The organism is Pseudomonas sp. FG36 (assembly GCF_057809275.1).
Window position 1 is genome coordinate 1 of the sequence record NZ_JBMDJQ010000050.1, and the last position, 24,210, is coordinate 24,210.

Annotated in this window: 21 protein-coding genes and 1 riboswitch; of the genes, 14 read left to right on the forward strand and 7 right to left on the reverse strand. The window is 65.6% G+C overall.

What is annotated here, in order from left to right:
- Positions 1 to 13: 13 nt before the first annotated feature.
- The 4 genes from ACODS9_RS24790 to ACODS9_RS24805 form a co-directional block, all read right to left on the reverse strand.
- On the reverse strand, positions 14 to 982 hold the full coding sequence (locus ACODS9_RS24790) for a metal ABC transporter ATPase (protein WP_401109011.1): 969 nt from the start codon (positions 980 to 982) through the stop codon (positions 14 to 16).
- A gap of 37 nt (positions 983 to 1,019) precedes the next feature.
- Positions 1,020 to 1,832: an aldo/keto reductase gene (locus ACODS9_RS24795; protein WP_046853972.1), complete on the reverse strand. Its 813-nt coding sequence runs from the start codon at positions 1,830 to 1,832 to the stop codon at positions 1,020 to 1,022.
- Complete coding sequence (locus tag ACODS9_RS24800; RefSeq protein ID WP_489094987.1) at positions 1,829 to 3,004, reverse strand: NAD(P)/FAD-dependent oxidoreductase; 1,176 nt, start codon at positions 3,002 to 3,004, stop codon at positions 1,829 to 1,831. The genes ACODS9_RS24795 and ACODS9_RS24800 overlap by 4 nt, the downstream gene beginning before the upstream one ends.
- Positions 3,005 to 3,121: 117 nt before the next feature.
- Positions 3,122 to 3,454 (reverse strand): DMT family transporter, encoded by a 333-nt coding sequence (locus ACODS9_RS24805; protein ID WP_489094988.1) that lies wholly within the window; start codon positions 3,452 to 3,454, stop codon positions 3,122 to 3,124.
- 90 nt (positions 3,455 to 3,544) lie between these two features.
- Here ACODS9_RS24805 and ACODS9_RS24810 point away from each other — a divergent pair, with 90 nt between their 5' ends.
- Complete coding sequence (locus tag ACODS9_RS24810) at positions 3,545 to 4,435, forward strand: LysR family transcriptional regulator (protein ID WP_401109192.1); 891 nt, start codon at positions 3,545 to 3,547, stop codon at positions 4,433 to 4,435.
- A 38-nt stretch (positions 4,436 to 4,473) separates the two neighbouring features.
- A complete protein-coding gene (waaA, locus tag ACODS9_RS24815; protein ID WP_489094989.1) occupies positions 4,474 to 5,745 on the forward strand; it encodes a lipid IV(A) 3-deoxy-D-manno-octulosonic acid transferase in 1,272 nt (423 codons plus the stop codon).
- 78 nt (positions 5,746 to 5,823) lie between these two features.
- On the opposite strand, the gene ACODS9_RS24820 is transcribed toward waaA, so the two are convergent.
- Complete coding sequence (locus ACODS9_RS24820) at positions 5,824 to 7,257, reverse strand: TolC family outer membrane protein (protein ID WP_023632667.1); 1,434 nt, start codon at positions 7,255 to 7,257, stop codon at positions 5,824 to 5,826.
- A gap of 158 nt (positions 7,258 to 7,415) precedes the next feature.
- Positions 7,416 to 7,522: riboswitch (TPP riboswitch) on the forward strand.
- A 157-nt stretch (positions 7,523 to 7,679) separates the two neighbouring features.
- On the opposite strand from ACODS9_RS24820, the gene thiC reads away from it, so the two are divergent.
- Positions 7,680 to 9,560: a phosphomethylpyrimidine synthase ThiC gene (gene thiC / locus ACODS9_RS24825; protein WP_489094990.1), complete on the forward strand. Its 1,881-nt coding sequence runs from the start codon at positions 7,680 to 7,682 to the stop codon at positions 9,558 to 9,560.
- A gap of 136 nt (positions 9,561 to 9,696) precedes the next feature.
- A complete protein-coding gene (gene cytX, locus ACODS9_RS24830) occupies positions 9,697 to 10,980 on the forward strand; it encodes a putative hydroxymethylpyrimidine transporter CytX (RefSeq protein WP_489094991.1) in 1,284 nt (427 codons plus the stop codon).
- Here the strand turns inward: cytX and ACODS9_RS24835 are convergent.
- Positions 10,949 to 11,695, reverse strand: a complete 747-nt coding sequence (locus tag ACODS9_RS24835) for an RsiV family protein (RefSeq protein ID WP_489094992.1) — start codon at positions 11,693 to 11,695, stop codon at positions 10,949 to 10,951. The genes cytX and ACODS9_RS24835 overlap by 32 nt on opposite strands.
- A 185-nt stretch (positions 11,696 to 11,880) precedes the next feature.
- Between ACODS9_RS24835 and ACODS9_RS24840 the strand changes: the two genes are divergently transcribed.
- The 9 genes from ACODS9_RS24840 to ACODS9_RS24880 all read left to right on the forward strand — a co-directional run bounded on the left by ACODS9_RS24840 (position 11,881) and on the right by ACODS9_RS24880 (position 21,141).
- Positions 11,881 to 12,498 (forward strand): NUDIX domain-containing protein, encoded by a 618-nt coding sequence (locus ACODS9_RS24840; protein ID WP_489094993.1) that lies wholly within the window; start codon positions 11,881 to 11,883, stop codon positions 12,496 to 12,498.
- Positions 12,489 to 12,941, forward strand: a complete 453-nt coding sequence (locus ACODS9_RS24845) for a DUF1249 domain-containing protein (RefSeq protein ID WP_023630808.1) — start codon at positions 12,489 to 12,491, stop codon at positions 12,939 to 12,941. The genes ACODS9_RS24840 and ACODS9_RS24845 overlap by 10 nt, the downstream gene beginning before the upstream one ends.
- Before the next feature lie 85 nt (positions 12,942 to 13,026).
- Positions 13,027 to 13,830, forward strand: coding sequence for a 3',5'-cyclic-AMP phosphodiesterase (cpdA, locus tag ACODS9_RS24850; protein WP_489094994.1), 804 nt, complete (start codon positions 13,027 to 13,029; stop codon positions 13,828 to 13,830).
- 110 nt (positions 13,831 to 13,940) lie between these two features.
- Positions 13,941 to 14,549: a YqiA/YcfP family alpha/beta fold hydrolase gene (locus ACODS9_RS24855; RefSeq protein ID WP_401109033.1), complete on the forward strand. Its 609-nt coding sequence runs from the start codon at positions 13,941 to 13,943 to the stop codon at positions 14,547 to 14,549.
- Positions 14,550 to 14,582: 33 nt separating this feature from the next.
- The gene (gene parE, locus ACODS9_RS24860; RefSeq protein WP_046853982.1) at positions 14,583 to 16,487 is read left to right on the forward strand and encodes a DNA topoisomerase IV subunit B; all 1,905 of its coding nucleotides are present in this window, start codon (positions 14,583 to 14,585) and stop codon (positions 16,485 to 16,487) included.
- Positions 16,484 to 17,470 carry an esterase-like activity of phytase family protein gene (locus ACODS9_RS24865; RefSeq protein WP_401109036.1) on the forward strand — a complete coding sequence of 329 codons (987 nt, stop codon included), beginning with the start codon at positions 16,484 to 16,486 and terminating at the stop codon, positions 17,468 to 17,470. The genes parE and ACODS9_RS24865 overlap by 4 nt, the downstream gene beginning before the upstream one ends.
- Positions 17,467 to 17,985 (forward strand): retropepsin-like aspartic protease family protein, encoded by a 519-nt coding sequence (locus ACODS9_RS24870; protein ID WP_217867383.1) that lies wholly within the window; start codon positions 17,467 to 17,469, stop codon positions 17,983 to 17,985. Before ACODS9_RS24865 ends, ACODS9_RS24870 begins: the two co-directional genes overlap by 4 nt.
- 10 nt (positions 17,986 to 17,995) lie before the next feature.
- On the forward strand, positions 17,996 to 20,254 hold the full coding sequence (parC, locus tag ACODS9_RS24875) for a DNA topoisomerase IV subunit A (protein WP_489094995.1): 2,259 nt from the start codon (positions 17,996 to 17,998) through the stop codon (positions 20,252 to 20,254).
- A 176-nt stretch (positions 20,255 to 20,430) separates the two neighbouring features.
- The gene (locus ACODS9_RS24880) at positions 20,431 to 21,141 is read left to right on the forward strand and encodes a PqiC family protein (protein ID WP_038706898.1); all 711 of its coding nucleotides are present in this window, start codon (positions 20,431 to 20,433) and stop codon (positions 21,139 to 21,141) included.
- Positions 21,142 to 21,333: 192 nt separating this feature from the next.
- On the opposite strand, the gene ACODS9_RS24885 is transcribed toward ACODS9_RS24880, so the two are convergent.
- On the reverse strand, positions 21,334 to 22,791 hold the full coding sequence (locus ACODS9_RS24885) for a histidine kinase (RefSeq protein ID WP_489094996.1): 1,458 nt from the start codon (positions 22,789 to 22,791) through the stop codon (positions 21,334 to 21,336).
- Between the two features lie 135 nt (positions 22,792 to 22,926).
- Here ACODS9_RS24885 and serB point away from each other — a divergent pair, with 135 nt between their 5' ends.
- Complete coding sequence (gene serB / locus ACODS9_RS24890) at positions 22,927 to 24,141, forward strand: phosphoserine phosphatase SerB (RefSeq protein ID WP_367857811.1); 1,215 nt, start codon at positions 22,927 to 22,929, stop codon at positions 24,139 to 24,141.
- Positions 24,142 to 24,210: the final 69 nt, after the last annotated feature.

Genomic DNA, 24,210 nt, shown 5'->3' on the forward strand with positions numbered 1-24,210 from the left:
ACTTGCCCCGCGTTCATTTGTGCAGCGTGTCCCGCGCCCGTTCCAGCAAGGCCCGGGCCTTGTCGCTGAAGCGCTCGAGTTGCGAAGCCGGTTCGCGCTTGTGCTCGACCAGGCCTTGTTGTTTCAACCAATCCTTCCAGCGTACCCGCTCCTCCCGAACCACCCAGCCTACCTGTGGTGCAAAGCTTTCAGCCAGCCATAGGCCGCGTGTGCTCGCCGGCAGCAGTTGATCCTTCTTCAGGGTATAGAGCTCTGCCAGCGGTTGGCCGTCCTGCAACGGCATCAGGTAAAGGTCGGGTTTTTTGCGGTCGAGCCGTGCCACCAGTTGGTCGCCCTCGAGCCGTTCATCGACATGGAACAGGCTCAGTGACTTGGCCTCCTTGGGCACTTGCAGGCGCAGGTCGTAGATCAGTTGCAATGATGCGGTGGGCAGGTGCACGTAGGCCCGTGGCCGCTCCAGCAGGGTCAGGCGCGCGCAATGCACCGGGCGGGCGGCACCGGACTCGGGCGAGAGCACGAACGGCAGCGCCTCGCGATAGTGCAGGGCGGCGGCATAGGGCGCCGGCAGCCAGGTGTCGTTGAAGCGCCCGCCAAGCCAGCCTTCAGGGGTTTCCAGCAGGCACTCCTCGGCCACTTCCTGGATCGCCGTGTGCAGCGGCAGGTTCAGCTCATGGGCCGGGACATAGCCGGAAATCAGCTTGAGCACCACATCGCCACGGTCCTGTCGGCGTTGGCGCACCAGCACCCAGTAGTCGCGGCCTTGCCAGTTCAGGGTGAGGCGCACCGACACGCCAAGGTTGGCCAGCTCCGCCACGAAGTGTTCGGGGTTGGCGACCTGGATGGCCTTGCGCCGCTGCAGGGTCTGGGCGAAGTTCAGCGGCATGCCGATGCTCTGGTAGGTCAGGCCATCGGGCGTGGCCTCGACGTGCAGCGGCAGGGTCTTGAAGTTGCTCGGATTCTTGCGGATCAGCGTACGCGGCACGAGGCTCCTCCTTGCGTTGGGCCCCCGTCTGGGCGGCTCAGGGCCGGCCCAGGATGCGGGCGACGGTGGCCACGTTGTGGGCCAGGTGTACCGGGTTGATGGTGCCGACGATGGCACTGCACACACCGGGGTGGGCGAACAGCAACTCGAAACTGGCCTGCACCGGGTCGACCCCCGGGGCCAGGCAGATATGGCCGCTGGCCAGGGCTTTCTTCACCAGGATGGCCTTGCCGTGTTCGGCAGCGTAGTCGAGCACGGGCCGCTCCGCCTGCTCGTTGAGGTTGTAGGTGACCATGGCGCAATCACCCTGTTCCAGGGCTTTCAGGCCACCCGCGGCGGTCTTGCCGGAGAAGCCGTAGCCGAGGATCTTGCCTTCGCGCTTGAGCGCGGCGAGGGTTTCGTACACCCCCTCCTGCTCGAGGATCGCCAGGTCGTTGCCGTCGGAGTGCACCAGCACCAGTTCGATACGGTCGGTTTCCAGGCGCTTGAGGCTGCGCTCGACCGAGCGGCGGGTATGGGCGGCGCTGAAATCGAAATGCGACTGGCCATCCTCGAACTCTTCACCGACCTTGCTGACGATGACCCACTGCTCGCGCTGGCCGCGCAGCAACGGGCCGAGGCGCTCCTCGCTGCGGCCATAGGCCGGGGCGGTGTCGATCAGGTTGATGCCCAGCTCGCGGGCTTGCGCGAGCAAGAGGCGCGCGGCCTGGTCATCGGGGATGGTGAAACCATTGGGGTACTTGACGCCTTGGTCGCGGCCCAGCTTGACCGTGCCCAGGCCCAGTGGCGATACCCGCAGGCCGGTGCTGCCCAAGGGACGGTGGTGATCGTGCAGAGTCGGCAGGCTCATGGCAACAGTTGCTCCCAGGCAGGCAGCGCCAGCGGCGGGCGCGGCAGGTCGGCAAGGTCAGGCTGGCTCGCCGGGCGGATGCCGTCGCGCTCGAAGCTGGCCAGCACGCGATCGGCGAAGTCCGGCGCCAGGGCCAGCTTGGTCGGCCAGCCGACCAGCAGGCGCTGCTGGTCGGCAAGGAAGGCGTTGTCCGGGCGTACAAGGCCCGATTGCGCTGGCTCGGCACGATCGACGCGCAGGGTGGCCCAGCGCACCAGGCTTTGATCGACCCAAGGCAGCAGGCTGGCGACTTCCTTCTGCGCCGCGGCGATCTGCGCCTCAGGCTCGCGAGCAACCCCGTCGGCCTCGGCGATATCGCCACCCAGGTACCACACCCATTGGCCATCGGCGGCCGGGTGGGTGGTCACGGTGATGCGCGGCTTGGGGCCACCGCCCAGGCAGTGGGCATACAAGGGCTTGAGGTTGGGCCCCTTGGCCAGGACCATGTGCAGCGGTCGGCGTTGCATGGCCGGTTGGTCCAGCCCCAGGGCGTGCAGCAGGTCTGCGGTGCCACCGCCGGCGCTGAGGACGATGCGCTGGGCGCGGATCTCGCGGCCATCGACCACCAGGCCGGCCAGCTCTTCGCCGTCGCGAAGCGGTTCGATGCGCTCGCCGGCCAGCAGGCTGTCACCCGCCAGTTGCGCGAGGTTGGCCAGCAAGCTGGGTACGTCGATGACCAGTTCGGCGAGGCGGTAGACCTTGCCCTTGAACGCACGATCCTGCAGAGCCGGCGGCAGTTGCTCGCCCTTGACCTGGTCGACCCGGCCGCGCACGGCCTTGCTGGCGAAGAAACTGGTGAGATTGCCGGCCAGGGTGCCGGGGGACCAGAGGTAATGGGCCTCGGACAGCAGACGGGTGCCGCTCAGGTCCAGCTCGCCGTTGCCAGCCAGCGCTTCGCGCCAGCGCCGCGGCATGTCGGCGATGGCCTCGGAGGCACCGGTCAGTGCCCCGTGCAGGGCGTACTTGGTGCCACCGTGGATGATGCCTTGCGACTTGATGGTCTGCTCGCCACCGAGGCTGGCGCGTTCCACCAGTACCGTCGAGTAGCCCAGGCGGCGCAGCCGGGCATTGAGCCAGAGGCCTGCGACCCCGGCGCCGACGATCAGCACGTCAGTGGTAATGGCGGATGGCATGCGGGCACCTCGAAAACTGGGACAGGTGCGCAGTATACAGGCTGTGGCGTCGTGCTGACCCCTGTGGGAGCCGGCTTGCCGGCGATAGGGCCGCGCAGCGGCCCCATGGGCTCAGGCTCAGTGCCCTGCGGTATTGGAAAACACCTGGATCACCACCACACCGCCGACGATCATGGCCATACCCACCATCGCCGGCATATCCAGCTTCTGCCCATAGATCACCAGCGCGGCGACGCTGATCAGGACGATTCCCAGGCCCGACCAGATCGCATAGGCGATCCCCACCGGAATGCTGCGCACCACCAGGGTGAGCATCCAGAACGCCACGCCGTAGCCGCACACCATCAGCAGCAGCGGCAGAGGCGTGCTCAGCCCCTTGACCGCCTTCATGGAGGCAGTGGCGATGACTTCGGCGCAGATGGCGATGGCGAGATAGGTGTAGGCGTTCATGGTGCGGGTCCTCCGGTGCTGGATGGGCATTCTAGAGGATCTCCGAATGCGGTAAAGTCATTACCTATCTGCTATGGAGATAGGTTGATGATGACCGAGCACTGGAACCTGGAACAGTTGCGCCTGTTCGTGCGGGCGGCGGAGTTGCGTTCGTTTTCCGCAGTGGCCCGCGAGCAGCACAAGGCGCAGTCGGCGGTGAGCAACGCCATCGCCCTGCTCGAGGCGGATCTGGGCGTGACGCTGTTCGAACGCAGCAGCGGCCGCCAGCCGCGCCTGACCGAAAGCGGCGCCGCGCTGCTGGAGGACGCCCGCGAGCTGTTGCGCCAGTGCGAGCGTCTGGACGGTCGGGCACTCGCGCTGATGCGTGGCCAGGAGGCGCTGCTGCGGGTGGCTCAGGACGAAGCCATGCCCTACCAGCCGGTAATCGACAGCCTCGACGAGCTGGCGGCGCACTATCCCTACCTGGAGGTGCAACTGGCCAGCGGTGCCCAGGGCGATGTGGCGCGCAAACTGGTGGAGCGGCGCGCCGACCTGGGGTTGTTCTTCCACCACGAAAGCATTCCCGCCTCGCTGGAGAGACGGGCCCTGGGCAGCGTCGAGATGGTCACGGTGTGCGCCATCGACCATCCCCTGGCGAACCTGGCCAAGGTCAGCCGCCAGCAGTTGGCCCGCCATCGCCAGCTGCTGATCACGCCGCAGCAGAGCGGCTACCCCGGCGGCGAGGCGATCAGTCCACAGGTCTGGCGTGCCGACAGCTTCTATGCCATGGCCGAATTGCTGATGCGCGGCCTGGGTTGGGCCTGGCTGCCGCGTCATGTGGTGCAGTACCCCACCTACCAGGCGCAGATGGTCGAGCTGGACAGCGAATGGCGCCCGCCGGCGCTGGTGGCGGAACTGGCCTGGCGCCGCGACGAGCCCCTGGGCCCTGCGGCGCAGTGGCTGGCCGAGCGCTTCGCCGTGCACCTGCGGGCCATTGGCTGACAGGCCTTTTCATCCAGTTCCTAGTAAACTCCGCCGCCATGAACAGAACCCTCTATACCCTGCTTTTCCATCTGGGCCTGCCGCTGGTCGCGCTGCGCCTGTTCCTGCGCGGGCGCAAGGCGCCGGCCTACCGTGCGCGTATCGCCGAGCGCTTCGCTTGTGGTTTGCCACCCATGCGCCAGGGCGGTATCTGGGTGCATGCGGTTTCGGTGGGCGAGAGCATCGCCGCCGCGCCATTGGTCCGGGCGCTGCTCAAGCAGTATCCGGACCTGCCGATCACGCTGACCTGCATGACCCCGACCGGCTCCGAGCGCATCCGTGCGATGTTCGACGGCGAGCCACGGGTGCAGCACTGCTACCTGCCGTACGACCTGCCATGGGCTGCGGGGCGTTTTCTCGACCATGTGCGACCGCACCTGGGCATCATCATGGAAACCGAGCTGTGGCCCAACCATATCCATCAGTGCGCCAGGCGCGGTATTCCGGTGGCGTTGGCCAATGCGCGGCTGTCCGAACGCTCGGCCCGAGGTTATGCGCGCTTCGCCGGCCTGACCCGGCCGATGCTCGAGGAGATGAGCCTGATCGCGGTACAGACCGAAACCGAGGCCGAGCGTTTCCGTTCGCTCGGTGCGCGCCCGGCGTGCGTGCAGGTGACCGGCTCGATCAAGTTCGACCTGAAGGTCGACGACCAGTTGATGCCTCGCGCCCGACACTTGCGCGAGCAGTGGGGGGCCAGCCAGCGCCCGGTATGGATCGCCGCCAGTACCCACGATGGCGAGGATGGGTTGATCCTCGAAGCCCACCGGCAACTGCTGAGCGTACACAGCGATGCACTGTTGGTGCTGGTGCCGCGCCATCCCGAGCGGTTCACGGCGGTACATGAACTGTGCGCCGGCCAGTTCTCCACGGTGCGTCGTTCGAAAGGCGATGCCGTGACGGCGCAGACCCAGGTATTGCTGGGTGACACCATGGGTGAATTGCTGTTCTTGTACGCCCTGGCCGATATCGCCTTCGTCGGTGGCAGCCTGGTCCCCACGGGCGGGCACAACCCATTGGAGCCGGCGGCGCTGGCGCTGCCGGTGCTGATGGGGCCGCATGTGTTCAACTTCCTCGAGATCAGCGCGATGCTGCGCGAGGCGGGGGCGTTGCAGCAGGTGGATGATGCCGAGGGCCTGGCCGCGGCAGTGCGCCGCTTGGTCGAGCTGCCGCAGGATGCACGGCGCATGGGCGAGGCGGGCAGGGCGGTGATGCAGGCCAACCAGGGGGCGTTGCAGCGGTTGCTCGATGGGCTGGCGCGGCTTCTGAGCTGATGATGAGCCTGTAGGCGCGGTTGTTGTGGGAGCGGGGGTTGCCCCCACGAAGCCCGCCCTACAGGTAGTGTGTTGCCTTCAAGGCCGGCGTTCGAAGTTCTTCGCCGCGGCCGCCGCCAGGTCCGGTGGCAGGAAATCCTTGTCCGGGTTGTAGTCGGCCTTCAGGTACCGTCCCAGGTCCTGCAGGTCCTGCGGGCTCAGGGTGCCGGCCGCCTGCTTGAGGCGCAGGTTGTCGAGGATGTAGTCGTAGCGGCTGTTGTTGTAGTCGCGCACCGAGGTGTACAGCTGGCGCTGCGCGTCGAGCACGTCGACGATGTTGCGGGTGCCGACCTGGTAGCCGATCTCGGTGGCTTCCAGGGCGCTCTGGTTGGAGATGATCGACTGCTTGCGCGCCTGGACCTGTTCCACGTCGGTGTTCACCGCGCGGTGCAGGTTACGGGTGTTCTCCACCACCTGGCGGCGCAGGCTTTCGCGCTGCTGCTCGCTCTGGGTCAGGCGCGCATAGGCCTCGCGCACCTGGGAGCTGGTCAACCCGCCGCTGTAGATCGGAATGTTCAGCTGCAGGCCGACGCTGGTCTGCTCCACGTCACCGCCGTAGCGCACGCCGTTCTGCGAAGGGTTGGTGAACCCGAGATTGTCGTTGTCGCCTTTCTGGTACTTGGCCACTGCATCCAGGGTTGGCGCATGGCCAGCCTTGCGCTGGCGCACAGTTTCTTCGGCGGCCGCCACGGCATGGTTGGTGGCCTGCAGGTTGAGGTTCTGCCGCCCGGCGGTCTCGACCCAGGCCTTGGCGTCATTGGGCGTCGGCACTTGCACCGGCAGGGTGTGGACCACGCCCTGGATCGCACTGTATTGGCGGTTGGTCAGGGTGATCAGGGCCTCGAAGGCATCCTGCACCTGGCGCTCTGCGATGATCCGGTTGGCCCGCGCCGTGTCGTAGCTGGCCTGGGATTGGAGCACATCGGTCTTGTCCGAAAGGCCGACATCGAAGCGTTCGTTGGACTGGTCGAGCTGGCGCTTGAAGGCCGCCTCTTCGGCCTTGGTCGAGGCCAGGTTGTCCTGGGCGCGCAGCACCGCGAAGTAGTTCTCGGCGCTTTGCAGGATCAGGTTCTGCTCGGTGGCCGACAGTTCCAGCGCGGCCTGCTCGTTGACCGCTTCGGCAGCCTGCAGCTGGAACCAGCGGTCGGCGCGGAAGATCGGCTGCGCCAGGGTGGCGCTCCAGGCATTGCCGCTGCGGTTGGAGGTGATCGACGGCTCGTCGAGCTTGGTGCGGGTGTTCATCATCTCGGCGCCGGCCGAAAGGTTGGGCAGCAAGCCGGCGCGAGCCTGGGGCACCACCTCGCGACGGGCACCGTAGTCGGCGCGGGCGGCGGCCAGGTCGGCGTTGTTGTCCACCGCTTCCTGGTAGACGCTGACCAGGTCGGTCTTCACCGTCGTGGGCGTATCCACTGCCCAGGCCACTCCGTTGGACGCACAAGACACGGCAATCGCCAGTGAGAGTTTGCGCAGCATAGGGCAATCCTTGATCAAGATGTATTTACTGTACTGTCGGGTATCGAGCACGCCAGTGTAGTGCCGCGCGCCGCCCTCAACAATCCGCCACGTGTGCCATTTATCACGCCAGGGATTTACCCGCTTGGCTTTGCCGACCACTCCAGTCTAGACTGCGCAGGTTCTTGTCGGGGTGCCTTGATGCAAAGGCTGAGATCGCAAAGTTGCGGATCCCGTTGAACCTGATCAGGTTAGCGCCTGCGTAGGGAACAAGATTGCTCTCATGTCCCGGGAGCCTCTTGTGCCAGGTCCGGGATCGCCACAGCTGCTTGCAGCCCACGGCACCCCTTGTCCGGCACTGCACCCGTCAACACGGGTGCGTCCGCGCCTTTCAGGTTCACCTCGACATTCCGCCCGCTAGGAAGCTGTCTGGAGAGCCTGTGATGAGCAAACAAGAAAAAGCGATCAGTCTGAGCGAGTCGGCCCAAGTCGACCAACAGTCCGTGCAACCGCTGCCCAATTCGCGCAAGGTCTATGTCGAAGGTTCGCGCCCCGACATCCGCGTGCCCATGCGCGAGATCAGCCTGCACGACACCCCCACCGACTTCGGCGGCGAAAAGAACGTCCCGGTGCTGGTGTATGACACTTCCGGCCCGTACACCGACCCCAATGTCATCATCGACGTGCGCAAGGGCCTGGGCGATGTGCGCTCGGCGTGGATCGACGCCCGTGGCGACACCGAGCGCCTGGGTGGCCTGAGCTCGAACTTCGGCCAGCAGCGCCTGAACGACGCCGAGCTGGCCAAGCTGCGTTTCGCCCACGTGCGCAACCCGCGCCGGGCCAAGGCCGGCGCCAACGTTTCGCAGATGCACTACGCGCGCCAGGGCATCATCACCGCCGAGATGGAATACGTCGCCATCCGCGAGAACATGAAGTTGCAGGAAGCCCGCGCCGCCGGCCTGCTCAGCCAACAGCACGCCGGGCACAGCTTCGGCGCCAGCATCCCGAAAGAGATCACCCCTGAGTTCGTCCGCGAGGAGATTGCCCGCGGTCGCGCGATCATCCCGGCCAACATCAACCACACCGAGCTGGAGCCGATGATCATCGGCCGCAACTTCCTGGTGAAGATCAACGGCAACATCGGCAACAGCGCCCTGGGTTCCTCCATCGAGGAAGAAGTGGCCAAGCTGACCTGGGGCATCCGCTGGGGTTCGGACACGGTCATGGACCTGTCCACCGGCAAGCACATCCACGAAACCCGCGAGTGGATCATCCGCAACTCGCCGGTGCCGATCGGTACCGTGCCGATCTACCAGGCCCTGGAAAAGGTCAATGGCGTTGCCGAAGACCTGACCTGGGAGCTGTTCCGCGACACCCTGATCGAACAGGCCGAGCAGGGCGTGGACTACTTCACCATCCACGCCGGCGTCTTGCTGCGCTATGTGCCGCTGACCGCCAAGCGCGTCACCGGCATCGTCAGCCGTGGCGGCTCGATCATGGCCAAGTGGTGCCTGGCGCACCACAAGGAAAACTTCCTGTACACGCACTTCGACGAGATCTGCGAAATCATGAAGGCCTACGACGTCAGCTTCTCGCTGGGCGACGGCCTGCGTCCGGGCTCGATCGCCGACGCCAACGACGCCGCGCAGTTCGGTGAGCTGGAAACCCTTGGCGAGCTGACCAAGATCGCCTGGAAGCACGACGTGCAGTGCATGATCGAAGGCCCCGGCCATGTGCCGATGCAGCTGATCAAGGAGAACATGGACAAGCAGCTCGACTGCTGCGACGAGGCGCCGTTCTACACCCTAGGCCCGCTGACCACCGATATCGCTCCGGGCTACGACCACATCACCTCCGGCATCGGCGCGGCGATGATCGGCTGGTTCGGCTGCGCCATGCTCTGCTACGTCACGCCCAAGGAGCACCTGGGCCTGCCGAACAAGGACGACGTCAAGACCGGCATCATCACCTACAAGATCGCCGCGCATGCTGCCGACCTTGCCAAGGGCCACCCGGGCGCGCAGATCCGTGACAACGCGCTGTCCAAGGCGCGCTTCGAGTTCCGTTGGGAAGACCAGTTCAACCTTGGACTGGATCCGGACACCGCCCGTGCGTTCCACGACGAGACGCTGCCCAAGGAGTCGGCCAAGGTCGCGCACTTCTGCTCGATGTGCGGGCCGAAGTTCTGCTCGATGAAGATCACCCAGGAAGTGCGTGAGTATGCGGCCAAGATCGAGACCGTGGACGTGACAGCCGAACAGGGCATGCGCGAGCAGGCCGAGCGGTTCCGCCAGGAAGGCAGCCAGTTGTACCAGAAAGTCTGAGTAGCAGACCCAGGCGGTGCGCGATGCGCACCGCATCGCTGGCAAGCCAGCTCCCACAGAGACTGCGATGCGGCCCCTGTGGGAGCTGGCTTGCCAGCGATGGGTTCACCCCAACTCTTCCGTCGAGCGCCCGAGCATGACCACTCCCAGCCACTTCTCTCCCGACCACCCGGTCCCCTCCCACCATCGCCAATTCGGCGCCCGCGACCTGTTTTCGCTGTGGTTTTCCCTCGGCATCGGCCTGATGGTCCTGCAGGTCGGCAGCCTGTTGGCGCCGGGCCTGGGGCTGGCGGGCTCGATCCTGGCAATCACCCTGGGCACGGCGGTAGGGGTATTGCTGCTGGCCGCGGTGGGGGTGATCGGTAGCGATACCGGCCTGTCGGCCATGGCGACCCTGCGCCTCACGCTGGGTGGCCATGGCGCGCGCCTGCCGGCCTTGCTCAACCTGCTGCAACTGGTGGGCTGGGGTTCGTTCGAGATCATCGTCATGCGTGATGCCGCCAGCCTGCTGGGCGCACGTGCGTTTGGCGAGGGCAGCGGCTGGAGCAGCCCATTGCTGTGGACCTTGTGCTTTGGCGCCCTGGCCACTCTGCTGGCGGTCAGCGGGCCGCTGGCGTTCGTGCGCAAGGTCTTGCGCAAGTGGGGGATCTGGCTGCTGCTGGGCGCCTGCGCCTGGTTGACCTGGAACCTGTTCGCCAAGGCCGACCTGGCCGATCTGTGGCGCCGCCCTGGGGACGGTTCGCTGTCCCTGGCCCTGGGTTTCGACATCGTGATCGCCATGCCGCTGTCGTGGCTGCCGCTGATCGCCGACTATTCACGCTTTGGCCAGCGCGCCAGCCGGGTGTTCGGCGGTACCGCGCTGGGCTTCTTCATCGGCAATGCCTGGCTGATGAGCCTGGGCGTGGCCTACACCTTGGCGTTCGCGCCCAGCGGCGAGGTGAATGCCCTGCTGTTGGCACTGGCCGGCGCCGGGCTGGGAATTCCGTTGCTGCTGATCCTGCTGGACGAGACGGAAAACGCCTTTGCCGATATCCACTCGGCGGCGGTGTCCACCGGCCTGCTGGTGAAAATGAAGGTCGAGCACCTGGCCCTGGCTATCGGCGTGCTGTGCACGCTGATCGCCTTGCTGGCGCCGCTGGCTCAGTACCAGAACTTCCTGTTGCTGATCGGCTCGGTGTTCGCGCCGCTGTTCGGCGTGGTGCTGGTGGATCACTTCGTGATTCGCCGCCGTCGCCTGCCGGCGCTGGTCGAGGGTTTGCACTGGCAGGCGCTGCTGGCCTGGGGCGTGGGGGTGGCGGCCTATCACCTGATGGCCAGCCAGGCGCCGGAGCTGGGGGCGACCCTGCCGGCACTGTTGCTGGCAGGGGTACTGCACTTGCTGCTATCGCTCAGCCGCGGCCGGGAAACAGCTCGGGCTTGATCACGCCATTGAGGCGCGGGTAGGGGATCTTAAGCTCGACATGGCCCATGGAGTAGGGCGCGATGGAGTAGACCTCGTACTTGATCACCACCGCGCCGTAGGTCAGGGCGATGTGCGGGGACTGCTTGAACGGCCAGGTCTTGACGAACTCGGGGTCCTTGTCCATGCCGGTGCTGATCAGCCAGGCGCGGTGGGACTCCTCGGCGGTCTTCCAGAAGGTCGCCTCCTGGCCGGGCACCAGCATGTCGTCCAGGGTCAGTACCTTGTCCAGCTTGCGTGAATAGTTGATGAAGCCGCGCCCAGGCATGCCGTGGGCACCGCCGCTGTCGAGGTAGCTGGACAGCTCGACGATCACCAGCCCGTCATGCTGCTCGCGTACCTTGGCCTGCAGATAGCTGCTGTTGCGCTTGTCGGCGCGGGCCAGGTACTGCTGCTCATAGGCTTGCAGCGAGGGCGGCGGGGTGCCGCGCTGGTTGTCCTCGGTCAGCATCAGCAGGCGCTTCTCGACAATGCCGTCGAGCTTGGGCAGGGCCGGGAAGTGCACGACGTCGATGTTGACCAGCGGGCAGTCGCTTTCGCTGCAGCCGGGTTTTACGTGCTCCCAGGCCTCGCGCTTGACCTCGAGCGGGGCCCGGTAATTGGGCGTGAACAGGCTCTGGCAGGCGCCGAGCGCCAGTGCCAGGACGGCCACGGAAGTCAGTTTGACAAGCGTCATGTTGCCTCTTTCACAACGGTGATGATCGGCCTTGGACCGCCTGCGCGGCCTTCAGTTCGCCACTAAGCTAACAGAGAGTGACACGCCTGTCCCGGCTGCCCGAACGGTCAGCGGAAAGGGATGAAACCGGGCCGTGCGCAGAGTAGGATTGCGCGATGCGGTAAACGAGGTATCAAGGAGTTTGCATGACGGACACGCACAATACAGTGCCTACCCAGGTCGAGATCGTTCGGCGGGAGCCGCTGTTCAAGGGCTTCTACAAGCTCGACAAGCTGCACCTGCGCCACGAGCTGTTCGCCGGGGGCATGAGCCGAGAGTTCACCCGTGAACTGTTCGTGCGCCATGACGCGGTCTGCGTGCTGCCCTACGATCCACAGCGCGACGAAGTGGTGCTGATCGAGCAGTTTCGCGTCGGCGCCATGGGCAAGGTGGCCAATCCCTGGCTGATCGAGATGGTCGCCGGGCTGATCGACAAGGATGAGCAGCCCGAGGAGGTTGCCCACCGCGAAGCCGAGGAAGAAGCGGGCCTGGCCTTCTCGGCACTGTGGCCGATGACCAGGTACTTCCCGTCACCGGGCGGCAGCGACGAGTACGTCCACCTGTTCCTTGGCCGTTGCGTCAGCGAGGGCGCTGGTGGCCTGCATGGCCTGGAAGAGGAAAGCGAAGACATTCGCGTGCGCGTGTGGTCGTTCGAGGATGCCCTGCAGGCCGTACGCGACGGGCGTATCTGCAACGCCGCCGCGATCATCGGGTTGCAATGGCTGGCGCTGAACCGTGACGAAGTACGAGGTATGTGGAAGTGAACCTGCTGCGCGAGCGCTATCGAGTCGACCTGGTCGGGCTGCAATCCGCCTGCGAGGCCAACTATGCCCGCCTGATGCGCCTGTTGCCCGACATGCGCACCACGCAGAGCTCGCGCCGTATCGGCATGACCCAGGGCGACCAGATGCTCGGTGTGCTTGTGCTTGAAGTGCTATTGGCCTGCCCCTACACCACCACGCTCAAGGTGCGTCAGGAGCACAGCCTGCCCTGGCTGCCGGTGCCCGAGCTCGAAGTGCAGGTCTACCATGACGCGCGCATGGCCGAGGTGGTCAGTGCCGAGCATGCGCGTCGCCTGCGCAGCATCTACCCCTATCCCAACACGGCGATGCACCAGCCGGACGAGAAGGCCCAGCTCAATCTGTTCCTCGGTGAATGGCTGAGCCACTGCCTGGCCTGCGGCCACGAACTGGAAGCCGTGCGCTGAAATGTGATGCGCGTCGGTTTCGAGTATTTGCTCGAAAGCGATCCGCCGCCATAATCCGTGCTGAATCCGTTCGAGGAGACGGCCGTTGCCGCAACCACTTTCACCCCCGTCACCTGTCCATGTGGTGCAATTGACCGATGCCCATCTGTTCGCCGACCCGGCGGGCACCTTGTTGGGCCTCAATACCCGCGCAAGCCTGGGGCACGTGGTCGGCCAGGTTCGCCGCGAACAACCGCGCATCGACCTGCTGCTGTGCACGGGCGATCTTTCCCAGGATGCCAGCGTCGAATCCTACGCGGCCTTTCGCGAGCTGACGTCGACGCTCGGCGCGCCAGCGCGCTGGCTGCCGGGTAACCATGACGAGGCGCGGGTCATGGCCGAGGTGGCGCCGGAACTGGTGCAGGCAGTGACCGATATCGGTGCCTGGCGCATCGTCATGCTCGACTCGGCAGTAGTCGGTGCCACCTTCGGTCTGTTGGCCGATGACCAGCTGGTCGTGCTGGACCAGGCGCTAAACGGTGCGGGCGAGCGTCATTGCCTGGTGTGCTGCCATCACCAGCCGGTGGATATCGGTTGTGCCTGGATCGCGCCGATCGGGCTGCATAATGCCGATGAGCTGCTGCGGCGTCTGCGCAGTTATCCACAGGTGAAGGCGCTGCTGTGGGGGCATATCCACCAGGAATGGGACGAAGTGCGCAACGGCATCCGTTTCCTTGCCACGCCTTCGACCTGCATCCAGTTCGCGCCGCGCAGCGAGGACTTCAAGGTGAGCGAGGAGCAGCCGGGTTACCGCTGGCTTCGTCTGCATGCCGACGGGCGGTTGGAGACCGGGGTGGAGCGGGCACGGGATTTCGTGGTGAAGCTGGATTTCGACAGCCCCGGCTACTGAAGGGCTGCGCAGCTGCCCCTGTCATTTGAAGAATTTGTTGCGAAAATCCCCAGGCTGCGCCAATGACCATCGAACACGCTACACTGCGCGTCTTTGCGTCCGGGGGCAGCATGTCGGGTTCCATCCTCTATATCCATGGCTTCAACAGCTCGCCGCTGTCGACCAAGGCACGCCAGCTCGAAGCAGTGATGCAGCAGCTCGGCCTGGCCGAGCAACTGCGGGTCCCGGCCCTGCACCATCATCCACGCCAGGCCATCGCCCAACTGGAGACGGCGATCGCCGAGCTCGGCGCGCCCTTGCTGGTCGGCAGCTCACTCGGCGGCTACTATGCCACCCACCTGGCCGAGCGACACGGGCTCAAGGCGCTGTTGATCAACCCGGCGGTGGCCCCGCACAAGCTGTTCGACGGTTACCTCGGCACCCAGCGCAACCTCTATACCGACGAAGCCTGGGAGCTCACCCACGACCACGTGGACGCCCTGGCCGAACTGGAAGTGCCGGCACCGCAGGATGTCGCCCGCTATCAAGTGTGGTTGCAGACCGCCGATGAAACCCTGGACTATCGCCAGGCCGAGCGCTACTACCGCGCCTGCGCCCTGCGTATCCAGGCCGGTGGCGACCACAGTTACCAGGGCTTCGCCGAACAGTTGCCGGCCCTGCTGGCGTTCGCCGGTATTGCCCGCGGGCAGTACGCGGCGCTGGACTTTTCTGTATTTTGACTTTTGCATTCACCAGACTGACGACGAGAACCCATGGCCAATCCCAGCGCTAGCGCCTATAACGCAGACGCCATCGAAGTCCTCTCGGGCCTTGACCCGGTCCGCAAGCGGCCGGGCATGTACACCGACACCAGCCGGCCCAACCACCTGGCCCAGGAAGTCATCGACAACAGCGTCGACGAAGCCCTTGCAGGCCACGCACGGTCGGTGCAGGTCATTCTGCACGCCGACCACTCGCTGGAAGTCAGCGACGATGGCCGCGGCATGCCGGTGGACATCCACCCCGAAGAGGGCGTTTCCGGTGTCGAGCTGATCCTTACCAAGCTGCACGCCGGCGGCAAGTTCTCCAACAAGAACTATCAATTCTCCGGCGGCCTGCACGGCGTCGGCATCTCGGTGGTCAACGCCCTGTCGAGCCAGGTCCGCGTGCGCGTCAAGCGCGACGGCAACGAGTACCAGATGACCTTCGCCGACGGTTTCAAGGCCAGCGAGCTGGAAGTGGTCGGCACCGTCGGCAAGCGCAACACCGGCACCAGCGTGTACTTCAGCCCCGATCCGAAGTACTTCGATTCGCCGAAGTTCTCCATCAGCCGCCTCAAGCACGTGCTCAAGGCCAAGGCCGTATTGTGCCCGGGGCTGTCCATCAGCTTCGAGGACAAGGGCACCGGCGAGAAGGTCGAGTGGCACTACGAGGACGGTCTGCGCTCCTACCTGGTCGATTCGGTCAGCGAGTTCCAGCGCCTGCCAGACGAGCCGTTCTGCGGCAGCCTGGCCGGTAACAAGGAGGCCGTGGACTGGGCCCTGTTGTGGCTGCCGGAAGGCGGCGACAGCATCCAGGAAAGCTACGTCAACCTGATCCCCACCGCCCAGGGCGGCACCCACGTCAACGGCCTGCGCCAGGGCCTGCTGGACGCCATGCGCGAGTTCTGCGAGTTCCGCAACCTGCTGCCGCGCGGGGTCAAGCTGGCCCCCGAGGACGTCTGGGAGCGCATCAGCTTCGTGCTGTCGATGAAGATGCAGGAGCCGCAGTTCTCCGGCCAGACCAAGGAGCGCCTGTCGTCCCGCGAGGCGGCCGCGTTCGTTTCCGGCGTGGTCAAGGACGCCTTCAGCCTGTGGCTCAATGCCCACCCCGAACTGGGCATGCAACTGGCGGAACTGGCCATCAGCAACGCCGGCCGGCGCCTGAAGGCGAGCAAGAAGGTCGAGCGCAAGCGCATCACCCAGGGCCCCGCATTGCCCGGCAAGCTGGCCGATTGCGCCGGCCAGGACCCGATGCGCGCCGAGCTGTTCCTGGTCGAGGGTGACTCGGCCGGTGGCTCGGCCAAGCAGGCGCGGGACAAGGAGTTCCAGGCCATCCTGCCGCTGCGTGGCAAGATCCTCAACACCTGGGAGGTCGATGGCGGTGAAGTCCTGGCCAGCCAGGAAGTGCACAACATTGCCGTGGCCATCGGCGTCGACCCGGGCGCAGCCGACCTCTCGCAGCTGCGCTACGGCAAGGTCTGTATCCTCGCCGACGCCGACTCCGACGGCCTGCACATCGCCACACTGCTGTGCGCGCTGTTCGTCCAGCACTTCCGCCCGCTGGTCGAGGCCGGCCACGTCTACGTGGCCATGCCGCCGCTGTACCGCATCGACCTGGGCAAGGAGATCTACTACGCCCTGGACGAAGCCGAGCGTGACGGCATCCTCGACCGCCTGGTGGCCGAGAAGAAGCGCGGCAAGCCGCAGGTCACCCGATTCAAGGGCCTGGGCGAGATGAACCCGCCGCAACTGCGCGAAACCACCATGGACCCGAACACCCGGCGCCTGGTCCAGTTGACCCTGGACGATGTGCAGGGCACCACCGAGATCATGGACATGCTGCTGGCCAAGAAGCGTGCGGGCGATCGCAAGAGCTGGCTGGAGACCAAAGGCAACCTGGCCGAGGTCCTGGTTTGATTCGTCCGTTGCTCCTGGCCTGCCTGGCGTGGTTTGCCCTGCAGGCCCAGGCCGGCGACTGGCCGCAGCTCAAGCTCAGCGCCGAGCATGCGGTCGATGGCATGCGCGGCGGCAACCTGTCGGGCCTGGCCTGGTGCCGTGGGGCACTGTGGGCGGTGTCCGACCGCGATGACGACCGGATCTACCGCCTGGACCAGGAGGGGGCGACGTGGCAGGCCCAGCCACTGACCTTCACCCCGCCGGCGGCGCCCGATACCGGCCTGCCCTGGGGGCTCAAGTCGCGCAACTGGGCGGCGTCCTACATCCGCGGCGGTGAGCTGGATTTCGAGGGCATCACCTGTGATCAGGCCGGCAACCTCTATATCGTCAGCGAGGCCCACGCCGCCGTGTTGCAGTTGCCCGTGGACGGTGAGCCGGACTGGCTGAAAATCGACCAGGCCATGGTGCGCCAGGCGCGGGCCAGCGGCATGTTGCTGCATTTCAACGCGCTGTTCGAGGGGCTGGCGATCAACCCGGCGGGCGATCGCCTGTGGCTGGCCGCCGAGCGCGAGCGCCGTGGCCTGCTCGCGGTGCAGCGCCAGCAATCGGTGTGGACCTGCGGGCGCGGCTGCGTGCTGCTCAGCGAGGCGGGTGTCGAGATGCAGCCGCCGCAGTTCCCCGAGGCACGCCCGGTATCACGTGACTTTGCCGACCTGGCCTGGTTCGAGGGCAAGCTGTTCACCCTCGAGCGCAATGCCTACCGCATTTGCCGGCGGGATGCCGACACGGGCGCCGTGGAGCGCTGCTGGTCGTTCGCCGCCGACGCCCTGATGGAATCGCGGCGTTACTCGCAGCCCTACGGCTTGGCCGAGGCGCTGGTGATCGACAAAGGCGGTGCCTGGATCGGCGTGGACAACAACAACCGTCCGCGAGTGGATGGTGAAACACGGCCGATCGTCTGGCGCTTCGATGCCCCGCAAGGCGGCTGGAGCGCCAAGCCATGAGCCAGCCACCGGGCAAGCGCGCGGGCAGGGTGTTGATGATTGTCGCCTGGGCGGCGGCGATGTTCCTTGCCACGCGCTTTTTCGGCCAGTGGGAAGAACGTCAGCAGAACCCCAACAGCGTGGTGCAGAGCGAGCAGGGCGATGGCTTCGTCGAGGTGCGCCTGCTGAGCAACGGCCAGGGCCATTTCGTCGCCGATGGCGCGATCAATGGGCGACGGGTGCATTTCATGCTCGACACCGGCGCCACTGACGTGGCGATCCCCGAGGCACTGGCCCGCGACCTGGACCTGGCGCGTGGCGCCGCGGTGCAGTTGAGCACCGCCAATGGCCGTACCCAAGGCTACCGCACGCGGCTCGACAGCCTGCAACTGGGCGATATCCACTTGCGCGACGTACGCGCGCTGGTGGTGCCCGGCCTGGATGGCCAGGGCGTGCTGCTGGGCATGAGTGCCCTGAAACAACTTGAATTTACCCAGCGCGGCGGCACCATGCTGCTGCGCCAGAACCTGAAATGACGAGGCCCGCATGAGCGACTCACTCGAACTCAGTCTCGACGGCGTCGAACGCCGTTCCCTGGCTGACTTCACCGAACAGGCCTACCTCAACTACTCCATGTACGTGATCATGGACCGCGCCCTGCCGCACATCGGCGACGGCCTCAAGCCGGTCCAGCGACGCATCGTCTATGCCATGAGCGAGTTGGGGCTCGATGCCGACTCCAAGCACAAGAAATCGGCGCGTACCGTCGGTGACGTGCTCGGCAAGTTCCACCCCCACGGCGACTCGGCGTGCTACGAGGCCATGGTGCTGATGGCCCAGCCGTTCAGCTACCGCTACACCCTGGTCGACGGCCAGGGCAACTGGGGTGCGCCGGACGATCCGAAGTCGTTCGCCGCCATGCGTTACACCGAGGCGCGCCTGTCGCGCTACTCCGAGGTGCTGCTCACCGAATTGGGCCAGGGCACCGTCGACTGGGTACCGAACTTCGACGGCACCTTGCAGGAGCCGGCCGTGCTGCCCGCGCGTCTGCCGAACATCCTGCTCAACGGCACCACCGGCATCGCCGTGGGCATGGCCACCGACGTGCCGCCGCACAACCTGCGTGAAGTGGCCAGCGCCTGCGTGCGCCTGCTTGACGAGCCCAAGGCCACCATCGAGCAGCTCTGCGAGCATATCCAGGGGCCGGACTATCCGACCGAAGCCGAGATCGTCACCCCGCGCGCCGATATCCAGAAGATCTACGAGAGCGGCAAAGGCTCGATCCGCATGCGTGCGGTGTATCGCATCGAGGACGGCGACATCGTCGTCACCGCGCTGCCGCACCAGGTCTCCGGCGCCAAGGTACTCGAGCAGATCGCCGCGCAGATGCAGGCCAAGAAGCTGCCGATGGTCGCCGACCTGCGCGACGAGTCGGACCACGAGAACCCTTGCCGCATCGTCATTATCCCGCGCTCGAACCGCGTGGATGCCGCCGAGCTGATGCAGCACCTATTCGCCACCACCGACCTGGAGAGCACCTACCGGGTCAACGTCAACATCATCGGCCTCGACGGCCGTCCGCAGCTGAAGAATCTGCGGGCGCTGCTGCTGGAGTGGCTGGAGTACCGCATCGGTACCGTGCGGCGCCGCCTGCAGCACCGCCTGGACAAGGTCGAGAAGCGCCTGCACCTGTTGGAAGGCTTGCTCACCGCGTTCCTCAACCTGGATGAAGTGATCCACATCATCCGCACCGAGGAGCATCCCAAGCAGGCCTTGATCGCCCGTTTCGACCTGAGCGAGATCCAGGCCGACTACATCCTCGAGACCCGCCTGCGTCAACTGGCGCGTCTGGAAGAGATGAAGATCCGCGGCGAGCAGGACGAACTGCTCAAGGAACAGAAGCAACTGCAAGCGCTGCTGGGCAGCGACAGCAAACTGCGCAAGCTGGTGCGCAGCGAGCTGATCAAGGACGCCGAGACCTACGGCGACGACCGCCGCTCGCCGATCGTCGAGCGCGCCGAGGCCAAGGCCCTGTCGGAAAACGAGCTGATGCCGACCGAGCCGGTCACCGTGGTGCTGTCGGAGAAGGGCTGGGTGCGCTGCGCCAAGGGCCACGATATCGATGCCACGGGGCTTTCGTACAAGGCTGGCGACGGCTTCAAGGCCGCCGCCGCCGGACGTTCCAATCAGTTTGCCGTGCTCATCGACTCCACCGGCCGCAGCTACTCGTTGGCCGCCCACAGCCTGCCGTCGGCCCGTGGCCAGGGCGAGCCGCTGACCGGCCGCCTGACCCCGCCACCGGGCGCCACCTTCGAGTGCGTGCTGCTGCCGGAAGACGATGCCTTGTACGTTGTGGCCTCCGACGCCGGCTACGGTTTCGTGGTCAAGGGCGAGGACCTGCAGGCCAAGAACAAGGCCGGCAAGGGCCTGCTCAGCCTGCCCAACGGCGCCAAGGTGATGACCCTGCGTCCGGTGGCCGATCGCGAGCAGGACTGGCTCGCAGCGGTGACCACCGAGGGTCGCCTGCTGGTGTTCAAGGTTGCCGACCTGCCGCAGCTGGGTAAAGGCAAGGGCAACAAGATCATCGGCGTGCCGGGTGACCGGGTGGCCAGCCGCGAGGAGTACGTGACCGATCTTGCGGTGATCAGCGAGGGCTCGACTCTTGTATTGCAAGCTGGCAAGCGTACCCTTTCGCTCAAGCCGGATGATCTCGAGCACTACAAGGGCGAGCGGGGTCGCCGTGGTAGCAAATTGCCACGTGGTTTCCAGCGCGTCGATGGGTTGCTGGTGGAAACCCCGGCTTGAGTGGATGGGCCGTCTGTTGCGGCGTTTTCGACGCCGCTTCGGGCGGAAATGCTGGAGTCGGGCGACTATTTCGCGGATGATAGGGCCCTCGTTGGCGCCGGCGTGGCCGAGTGCCCGGATGAATCTACATGAGTATCACTGCGGTCAGTCTGGTGACGACCGCCTGGATGGGATGAATGAAATTTCTGCGCCTTCCATTTGCGCTGCTGATGACTGGCTTGCTGGGCCTGAGCGGGTGCAGCATGCACCAGCCGGTTGCCCTGTATCAGCTCGACAGCGGTGATCCCGGCCAGCCGACCCAGGCTGCGGGCATGGCGGTGGTGCTTGGCCCGGTATCGGTGGCCGACTACCTGCAACGCGAAACCTTTTTGCAGCGTCAGACCGACGGCAGCCTGACTGCGGCGACCGACGGTCGCTGGGCCGGCAGCCTTTCGTCGGATATCGACCAGTTGCTGGTACGTCAGCTGGCCTGGCGCCTGGACAGCCAACGCGTGGTGCTGGCGCCGGCAAGTGCCGGCTTCACGCCGGACGTGCAGGTGCTGCTGTCGATTACCCGCCTGGACTCGGGCAAGAACCAGCCGGCGATCCTCGATGCGCAGTGGCGCGTGCTGGACCGCCGTGGCCAGGTGCGTGACAACCGTATCGTCCACCTCGAACAGCCCCATGCGGGCAGCGAGTCGGCGCAGGTTCAAGCCCAGGGGCAATTGCTGCAGAAGCTGGTCGAACAGCTGAGCACTACGGTCAAGCCGCTGGCCAACCAGCCGGCCATCGCCGAGGAAGCGCCACGCAAGCCGGCCGCGCCGGTGCAGGTGAAGAAAGAGCCGGAGAAGCCGAAGATTCCGATGGCTTCACCGATTCGTACCGATATGGAAGTGTTCCGCTTCTGATATGGCAGACATGAAAAAGCCCGCAGCGATGCGGGCTTTTTTGTGGCCTTGAGAGTGCTGGGGGCGCTTTGCGCCCCTTTCGCCGCAGTTCGTCGCTATGACAAGCCGCCTCCCACAATGAGCAGACCATGTACCTGTGGGAGCCGGCTTGCCGGCGAAAGGGCTGCGCCGCAGCCCCAGGCGTGTTTCAGGTCAGGCGCGGCGTTCGTGCATCCGCGCCAGTTGGCGCTCCAGCATGGACGGGTAAGGCTCCATCAGGCGCTCGACACAGCACGCGCCCTCCGGGCTGGCGATCGGCCGAATACGCGCACGCTGGCGCACCAGGGCATCATCGCTGATGCGCCGCTCCACCAGCAGCAGATTGCGGCTGTGCTGCGACAGGGCCAGCGCGTCCTGAGCCTGTTCGGTCATCAGCAAGTCGACTTGATCCATGCCTTGCAGGTCGTCGGCCAGCACCAGGCCCAGCTGCAGTTGCAGGGTGATACCGCTGTCGGCCACCTCGATCTGCAGGGCGTGGCCCAGGGCGCGCAGCAGCTCGCCACAGCAGATTGCGTTGGTGAGGTAGTCCTCGCCGCTGTCGCGGCTGTGGAACAGCAGCAGGGTACTGCCGTCGTTCAGGGTATGGACCTCACCTTCGTACAGCGAGGCGGCCTGGTCCAGGCAGTCGCGGTAGCGCTCCAGCAATTCGGTCAGGCGGGTGCGCGGCAGGCGGCGCAGTTGCTCCTGGGAGCCCAGCTGCACGGCCAGCACGGCACTGTGCTGCGGTTCGTCGGACTCGACGATGACCGGTTTGGCCGGGGCGCTCTGTTCATCCATCAGATCGGCGAAGGCGTCATCGTCTTCGTCGTGATCGAGTGTCTGCGCCGCGACCTTCGTGCGTGGCGCGGCCTTGGGAGCGGACACTTCATCGAAATCGTCTGCCTCGTCCTCGTCCTCGTCCTCCGGCTCCGGTGGTGGCGGCGGGGCGAGACGAGCGTGCAGCTGGCGGGCCAGATCGCCGATTTCGTCTTGGCGGTCGATGCCCGGTGTGTAGGGGTGCGGATCACGCAACCAGACGCGCAGTTGCAGCAGCGGGGTGGAGATGAAACGACCCAGGCGCAGGCTGAGGGTCAGTGCCAGGGCCAACAGGATCGCGGCAAGGATGCCCATGCTCTGCAGGCTGATCAGCATCGGTTGCTGGAACTGGCTCATGTCCAGGCTGATGCGCAACTGGCCGGCGGTCACGTCCTGGAAGGTGATCTTGGTCTGGTAGACCCCTTCGGTTTCGCCCAGCAAGCTATTGCGTGGGCGCTGGCCGGCCTCGGCGAGGATGCGGTTGTCCACGCTGTAGATGGCGGCATGAGCCACCAGCGGGTTCTTCACCAGGTTGCCGAGCAGCACGTTGAGGCTGAGGATGTCGTTGGACACCAGCAGCTCGGTGGCCGATGTGGCCGTTTGCGTGGTCAGGCTCTGGCCAACGGCATCGGCCTGCTCGTGCATGGCCTGCTTGAACTGCAAACCCATCACGCAGGCATAGATCACCAGGGCCAGGGCCACCAGGAAGATGTTATGGCTGGCAATGCGCAGGGCCAGTGGGATTCGGCGCTGGCTGAGGGCTCGGTAGATCATCAGGAAGAAGTTATCGGGTTTAACGGGCGTGGGCCGGTTCACAGAGCGCGGCTCTTCATGGCGAGAAAGTTGCTGGGCAGTATAGCGATACGTGTTTTGTCGGCAAAGTAGCGTTGGCGCCCGATGGTCATGGAAAATCGGTAGAATGCGCATTTTTCATCGAGTTGGAGCCCGGTCTTGCGCGAAATCGTCCTGATCAACATCACTGGTGAAGACCGTCCAGGTCTTACCGCGGCCATCACCGGCGTCCTGCTCCAGGGCGGTGTGAACATTCTCGACATCGGCCTTGCGGTCATGCACGGCACGCTGTCGTTCGGCATCCTGGTAGACATCCCAGATAACGAGGTGGCCACCGCGCTGCTGCAGAGCGTACAGGCCAAGGCCCATGAGCTGAACCTGCAGGCGCGCTACACGCCGATCTCCGAGGCCGACTACCAGCACTGGGCCGACAGCCAGGGCGAGGCCCGCCACATCGTCACCCTGCTCAGCCGCCGGGTCACGCCACAACAGTTGCAGCGAGTCAGCGCCATCATCAGCCAGTACGGCCTGACCATCGAGCGCATCGAGCGCCTGTCGGCCCGCGTGGCGCTGGATGCCCAGGTCGAGAAGGGCAAGTCCGCGCTGGAAATCTCCGTGCGTGGCGAAGCCAGCGACGCCCAGGCCCTGCGCGCCGACTTCTTCGCCCTGTCCGAAGAGCTGAACATCGACATCGCCTTCCAGCGTGACGACCTGTTCCGCCGCAACCGCCGCCTGGCGGTGTTCGACATGGACTCGACGCTGATCGAGGCCGAAGTCATCGACGAGCTGGCGAAGGCTGCCGGTGTCGGTGAACAGGTGGCGGCGATCACCGAGCGCGCGATGCGTGGCGAGCTGGATTTCCGCGCCAGCTTCAAAGAGCGCATGGCGCTGCTCAAGGGCCTGGACGTGGGCGTACTGGACCAGATTGGCGCCTCGCTGCGCTTGACCGAGGGTGCCGAGCACCTGTTCGCCGAGCTCAAGCGCCTGGGCTACAAGACGGCGATTCTTTCCGGCGGCTTCACCTACTTCGCCAAGCAGGTACAGGCGCGCCTTGGCATCGACTATGTATTCGCCAACGAGCTGGAGGTAGTCGACGGCAAGGTCACCGGCGTGGCCGTCGAGCCGATCGTCGATGCGCAGCGCAAGGCCGATCTGTTGCAGCAGCTGGCCAGTGAAGAAGGTCTGCAACTCGAGCAGACCATTGCCGTCGGCGATGGCGCCAACGACCTGCCGATGCTGTCCCTGGCCGGCCTGGGTGTGGCGTTCCGCGCCAAGCCGCTGGTGCGTCAGTCGGCCAAGCAGGCGATCTCGACCCTGGGCCTGGATGGTGTGCTGTACCTGCTCGGCGTACGCGATCGCGAAGCACGCGGTTGATCTTGAGCCCTGGGGCTGCAAAGCCGGCCCTATAAAAAGGCCCTGCATGATGTGAATCATGCAGGGCCT